The sequence below is a fragment of the Armatimonadota bacterium genome (assembly GCA_020354555.1).
Lineage (GTDB): Bacteria > Armatimonadota > Hebobacteria.
This window is the reverse complement of record CP070648.1, coordinates 3,590,955-3,596,873: the sequence shown is the minus strand read 5'-3', so window position 1 is coordinate 3,596,873 and position 5,919 is coordinate 3,590,955. Positions and strand designations below refer to the sequence as shown.

Genomic DNA, 5,919 nt, shown 5'->3' with positions numbered 1-5,919 from the left:
TCAAGATGTCCGGTCGCGCTCTGTTCGTGAACGTGGATGCGCCCAATGGTGAGCTCCGCGTTGACGTCCTGGGCAGGGACGGCAAGGTGCTGGCAGCTTCCGCTGCCGTCGTAGGCTATTCGCCAAACGCGCGCGTGAAATGGAGGCACGGCAGCGTCGCCAGCCTGAGTGGCCAGATGGTGAGCCTGCGCTTCGCCTTGCGCAAGGCCAGCCTCTACTCGTACTGGTTGGAGTGATCTCGGCCGCAGGGAAGCGATCCTGCCGCGCAGAACATCCCTTCGGATTCGGACCCTGGTGGCGAGGCGTGAGCACTCCCGCAAGCTCGCGCGGACGGGACAAGATGCAGGGGCAGGGACACGGGGCCTGTACCTTCATGCGCCTCAGGCGCGTTGATTCGCCCCCCGATTTGTGCCACAATCGCTGAAGCTCAACATAGACGTCGCGGGCGCCTGCAACATGCCGAAGGTGAAGGCGTCCCGCCTACCGAAGGCTGCCAGAGGAGGGGAACACATGAGCCCCGGATCTCCAACTGGCCTGCTACGAAACGTGCTCGGGTTGGCGCTATGCGCAGTGGCAGTCGCGAGCTGCGGCAAGAAGCTCCCGCCCATCCCGCAACGACCTACGGCCCGTGCGAGTCTTACGCTCCGTGCGCAGCCCGAGGGGGTCTTCACGTTCACGGCCCCCAAGCTGGCGGATGTGCGCGGTGACCGGCAGACGGCAGACCACTATGTGCGGATCGCCCACAAGCTCACTCCTGGCGGTGTCGGAACCGAGCAGGTCAAGGAGATCAGCCTTAAGGGTCAACAGATCACGGTCCGCACTCATGTAAAAGACGCTGCCGACTGCGAGCAGCAAGCGAAGCGGATAAGACAACTCCTGTCGGATGTGTACGAGGACGCCGTGCTGGTGAGTGCGGATACGCGGCAGATGACGTCGTCGGATCTCGACGAGCTCATACGTGTCTTGGAAGCCCGTGCCGAGGCAGCCATGCTCACTGATTTCTCGGCGGAGCCAAGGCCTCCTGATATTGTAGTCGTGGGATGCGCCTGCGCGGGCGACCCGGAGTGGGCGAAGGAATTGCTGACGCACAAGGGGCTGCTTCAGTTCCGCGTCATCCCGAGTCGCTATGCGTATGACATCACACCGGTTGGCGGGACCACGTTTCGAGATGAAAGCGGCACCGCAGTGGCTGCAACCGACGTCGTCGCCCAGTCGCCAGTGATCCTATCGGGAGGGGACTTCGCCCCGATGTCCCGCGTCGAGGCCGGCCCGAATGGATCTTATCACGTGACCTTCACCCTACGCGAAGAGACGGGGGAGGCATTCGAGGCCTTCACGCGCGACCATGTGAACAGGTCGCTCGCGATTGTCCTTGATGGCAGCCTCATCTCCTGCCCGAGGATCACGCGGGCTATCCGTGGGGTGGGCGTGATCGACGCCGACTTCGACCGGCCGGGCGGCAGGGATAGGGCCGAGCGGCTCGCCATTTTCATCAACTCCGGGCCGCTGCCGCTGGACGTTGAATGCGTGGAAAGCTCAATCGAGCAGCTATCCCCGTAGTGTCCAGAAGCTCACTCCAAACCGAGCAGACTTACCGCGTTCTCTCTCGCGACCTTGCGGAAGACATCCTCGCTGATCTTCTGCGAGTCGCGCCATTCCAGGAGAATATCCATCGTCCGGAACGGCATATCGAAGAAGCAGATGTCCGTGCCGAAGAGGAGGCGATCCTGGAACTCCGTCAGGAACTTCGGCCCGTATTCCGGGTCGCGGCCCAAGGCATTCGCGGCATCGGACAGCTCGCCGTAGAGATTGGGATACCTGCGCAAGAGCTTGGGCGCCACGCCTTCTTCTGTGATCGGCCCGCTCGGCGGCTGCCACCCGACCTGCGCGCCATCGGGGCGGAACACCGTCTTCCTCTGCGCCGGCGTCTCCAACCGGCCGATCTCAGCCCAAAACAACGGGCCGTGGGCGAGCATGATCAGATCCGGGAACCTCTGCAGGGTGTGCTCCAGTTGCGGCAGCCCGGGGTCGTCGTATAGCCCGAAGTCGCCGCCGACCCGATCCGAGCCGTCGAACGTCACCGGAAGGCCGACCTCCTGCGCGTGCTTGAACAGGTTCTGCACCATGGGGTCCATCATCGGCACGTTCAGCATCACCTCGCCGACGCCTTTGCATCCCTTGTCGCGGTAGTACCGGAGCAGGCGGTCGAGCGGCGCGTCGGCCGAGTTGGTCAGTGCGCGCGGATCTATGTTGCAGAACGGAATGAGCCGGTCGGGGTACTGCTCCACCATCTCGAGGATGTCTTCGTTGGCCTGGGGGAGATAGACCTCGGGACTGACGATGGGGAGCACCGCTCCCTTTTCGATCCCGGCGTCGTCATACCGCTGAATCAACTGCTCCGCAGTGCAGAACTGAACCAGCAGCGGCGGGTGATTGCGATAGGCGTGCGCGTGAATGTCAATCAATATCGGACTTCTCCTCAATAGGGAAATGCCAACGCCCAGCTCAATCCCGTCTTCCTCGTCCGGCGCGGGGATTCCTTGGCCCGGCTGACCTGACGCCGGGCCCGCGGCACTAGAGCTTCTGCACCATGTAGTGCAAGCCTGTCAGCCTGCGGAAGCCATGCTTCTCGTAATTGCGCCGTGCCGGCGCGTGCTCCTCGTTGTCCGCTACGATCACAGCGGCATACTCCATTCCCTCCGCCCTGATGCGGGACATCACGAAGTCCAGCATTGCCGAGCCGATTCCGCGTCCTTGATGGTCGCGCGCCACGCCGTTGTAGCCAACCGTGCCGCGTTTGCGGGCATCATCAATCACATAGGAGCAGAAGCCGATCATGTCTCCATCGCGCTCGGCGACGAAGCTTCTCGTCCCGTCAGCCGCGAGATACCCGAGCACGGCCTGCGCCATCCATTCGCTCCACGGCCGTCCGCCGATGATGCCGAACTGCTTCTCCATGAGGGCGTCGTCCCCGCCGCCCCATATCTCGCCGACGATCACCCGCACCCGTTTGGAATCGCGCTCCGCGTCAAACGGTCTGATCGTGATGTCGCCGATGCGATGTTCGGTCACGGTGTGATTGCTCCTTTGGCGCGCATCTGTTCGTCCGCGCACTGAAGCCGGGATTTCCTATATGGGATTTCGGCCCTGTAGCCCGCCATCCTCTGGGCGCTCATGGAGCGCCCGCCCCGACCTGTCACGCGCCCTCCGCTGGCGATTGTAAGGGCACAGCACGTGGCTAGGCTTCGCCGCCACTCCGGCCCGGTTGGCTCAGGCGCTGTGCCCTCACTTAGCGATCCGGCCGCCCGCTGGAATTCATAAGGCCGGCTCCACACGCCGCTCTGGGATGTTGACATCGCCTATCCCGCCGACTATGATGTGCCCGGATTAAAGCGACTGGTGCGGGCGACAACGGACGCTCAAGTCTTGCAGGAACCGCCGCATGAAGTCATGAAGCGGGCCGCTCGATACACTGAGCCGACGGTCGGGCCCGGGTGGTCCGGTTTCCTTGTCTTCTCCGTCCGCGAGTTGTGCGGACAGGAGGAGACTGGCTAGCCCCATCGAGCATCGAATCATGTCAGATGTTGAACGGGATACGCGCAGCGGGTTCCTCTTCAGTCTTATATTTGTCCTCGTTTATCTCGATGCCTGGGTAGCATTGGCTGCACTTGCCGCGTATCCGTTCGCGCTTGTCTTCTTCCCGGTCATCGGGCCCGTGCTGCTGCCTCTCTTCGTGCTCGTGGATCTCGGTACACTGTATCTCGCGATAATGAAAAGGAAACGCGGCCACGGCCCGTCAGGCGTTCCACTCATCCCGTGGGTATACTACTTCCTCTTCAGTGTCTTTGGGGTGGGGCTCCGCGATCACCTGGGGCTTGGCACGCCGTGGTTGAGAGCGGTCGTCGCCGGCATGGTCCTGATACTGCTGACCGCTTTCCATCTTGCCTGCCAGCATTTGATACCCCTGTGGTACGACAGACGTTTGCGAAGAAGCGGAAGGCCTATGTCTCCAAGGGATTAGGGGGCAATCAGGGCGAGGTGTGCACTCGCCCGAACGGCGGCATCGGGGGCATGCCGCCACAGAACCAGCCTTCTCATAGATGCCGGTGGTGCGTGTCGTTGCCGGGCCGGTTCCGCTTCCCCGCTCTCCGCGCCATCCGAGGTACAGGCTCAAGCCGCGTGTCCCAACGCTTCAGGATTGAGAAAGCTTGCCTCCCCGGCTTACCGGGCGCGATCGTCGCCGCGGCCTGCGCCTCCTACCCGATCTTATCCACCGTAATCCCGCGGATGGCGATGTTGTGGCCGTCCACGGCCCACGCGCGGCGGAAGCCGTCGCCGCGCGGGATGCGCACCACCTTGGGGTACACGCCGTCGGCGCCAGGGCTCAGCCGCAATGTCGTGCCTTCGCCCCTGACCTCGGTCCAGAACGGCCCCCAGGAATGCCGGTACGTCGTGAGGTCGACCTCCCGCGGGCTGCCGGACCCTCCCGCCACCGGCAGCGCCAGCAGGTGGAAGGTGATGAGGTAGTACGCCGACGCCTCCGTCCCGGTGTGGTACACCTTGAAGAACCCGCTGTAGGTCGTCAGGCTCTTGAGCGGAATCACCGCGATGCCGGCAGCCACCTGATCCTCGCGGCTCATCACATCCCCGACCTGGGTGAAGAACCACCCGCTCGCCGGGCTCGATTCGGGGCTCAGGGTGTTGGGCGAAATGGTGGCGTAGGAGCCGACCGGCTGCTCGCTCGACAGGAAACCTTCGGCGCCCGATTCCTCGGCTTGTTCCTCTCCGCTGGTGGTTGACATGAGCGTGCGCACGGTTTGACCGACACTCGGCGGCGCCCACGCGCGGATGCGGCCGATGCGGACTGTTTGCAGCGCCGCCTCGGGGATGGAGATGCGCTGGAGCGGCGCGGTTCTCGCGGCGGGCTTCGCCACCTTCGGCGCGGGGGCCGGGGCCGTGACCTGGGCCAGGGCCCACGTCGTGAACGCCAGAAGCACGGCGATTGCGGCGACGACTCCGATAAGCGTTGACCGATGCTTCATCTCCTGACCTCCCTTCGCTCGCCCCCGGCGAACCCCTCGCCGAGGACGCGGCGTGCGGTCGTTCCTTATCGAGGCTCGCGTATTGCCGCAGCGCGGGCAATACACCTGGCGCACATTATTCATGCGCGCCCGCGTCATGCGCAGGATGCACGCACTTCAAGCGCAGTATGAATAATCCAGGCCAGGCTCTTCCGGACGAGGTCCGCGTCGGAGGTGCCACGCCATCTCTTGCGTCCTCCCAACGCGCGGACCTCGATAGGCAAGGAACTGCAGGCTATGGAATCGGCACCAGCTGGCCGCTGTCGGTTGATTCCACGGCGGCGAGGGCGGCGGCGACGGTGTGCATGCCCTCCTCGCCGTCAACGAGCGGCTGCAAGTCGTCGCGCACGCAGCCCAGGAAGTGCTGCATCTGGGCGCGGATCGGGTGGCTCTCGATGCCGGCGGGGATGGTCATCCAGCGGTCGCCCATCTGCTCGAAGCGCGTCAGCCACACCTGCGCCTCGGGGCTGACGTTGCTCGCCAGGGCGCTGCCGCGCGTGCCGTAAATCGCAAGCGTCGTCGCGTACGGCCGCTTGGCGCCGCCGGCGACGAAGACCTTGCCGATGTGGCCTGCGGCAGTGCGGTACACCGCCATGACGCAGTCGTCGTGCGGCATCTCGGGCACCGAGAAGTGGTTGCCCATCGCCATCACTTCCGTGACTTCGCCGAGGAAGTAGCGCATCAGATCCACCGCGTGGCAGCCGCCGCCGAGATAGACGTGCCGGCCCACGCGCGGGTCGAAGCGCCACGGCCCGCCGACTTTGGAGTAGTCGTGCTGGTACTCCGTGCCGACGTAGTACACCTCGCCGAACTCGCCCTCGTCGCGCATGCGCTTGAG

General features: G+C 64.4%; 7 protein-coding genes. 3 read left to right on the top strand and 4 right to left on the bottom strand.

The features are described 5' to 3' along the window. A partial coding sequence (locus tag JSV65_14720) for a hypothetical protein (GenBank protein UCH33802.1) occupies window positions 1-236 on the top strand: 236 nt, incomplete at its 5' end. Window positions 237-510: 274 nt separating this feature from the next. Next, on the top strand, window positions 511-1,560 hold the full coding sequence (locus JSV65_14715) for a hypothetical protein (protein UCH33801.1): 1,050 nt from the start codon (window positions 511-513) through the stop codon (window positions 1,558-1,560). 11 nt (window positions 1,561-1,571) lie between these two features. On the opposite strand, the gene JSV65_14710 is transcribed toward JSV65_14715, so the two are convergent. Both JSV65_14710 and JSV65_14705 read right to left on the bottom strand, forming a co-directional pair. Then, window positions 1,572-2,465, bottom strand: coding sequence for an amidohydrolase family protein (locus JSV65_14710; protein ID UCH33800.1), 894 nt, complete (start codon window positions 2,463-2,465; stop codon window positions 1,572-1,574). 109 nt (window positions 2,466-2,574) lie between these two features. Next, window positions 2,575-3,072, bottom strand: coding sequence for a GNAT family N-acetyltransferase (locus JSV65_14705; GenBank protein UCH33799.1), 498 nt, complete (start codon window positions 3,070-3,072; stop codon window positions 2,575-2,577). A gap of 502 nt (window positions 3,073-3,574) precedes the next feature. Here JSV65_14705 and JSV65_14700 point away from each other — a divergent pair. Further along, window positions 3,575-4,021, top strand: coding sequence for a hypothetical protein (locus tag JSV65_14700; GenBank protein UCH33798.1), 447 nt, complete (start codon window positions 3,575-3,577; stop codon window positions 4,019-4,021). A gap of 235 nt (window positions 4,022-4,256) precedes the next feature. Here the strand turns inward: JSV65_14700 and JSV65_14695 are convergent, their stop codons facing one another. Together JSV65_14695 and JSV65_14690 are read right to left on the bottom strand one after the other, a co-directional pair. Further along, window positions 4,257-5,042 carry a hypothetical protein gene (locus JSV65_14695; GenBank protein ID UCH33797.1) on the bottom strand — a complete coding sequence of 262 codons (786 nt, stop codon included), beginning with the start codon at window positions 5,040-5,042 and terminating at the stop codon, window positions 4,257-4,259. A 274-nt stretch (window positions 5,043-5,316) separates the two neighbouring features. Next, window positions 5,317-5,919 (bottom strand): Gfo/Idh/MocA family oxidoreductase (locus JSV65_14690; protein UCH33796.1); only part of this gene is annotated, 603 nt, incomplete at its 5' end.

Bases quoted from the DNA above. Each gene is read 5' to 3' on its own strand.
- JSV65_14700 (UCH33798.1), top strand. From the start codon at position 3,575: ATGTCAGATGTTGAACGGGATACGCGCAGCGGGTTCCTCTTCAGTCTT.
- JSV65_14715 (UCH33801.1), top strand. From the start codon at position 511: ATGAGCCCCGGATCTCCAACTGGCCTGCTACGAAACGTGCTCGGGTTG.
- JSV65_14695 (UCH33797.1), bottom strand. From the start codon at position 5,042: ATGAAGCATCGGTCAACGCTTATCGGAGTCGTCGCCGCAATCGCCGTG.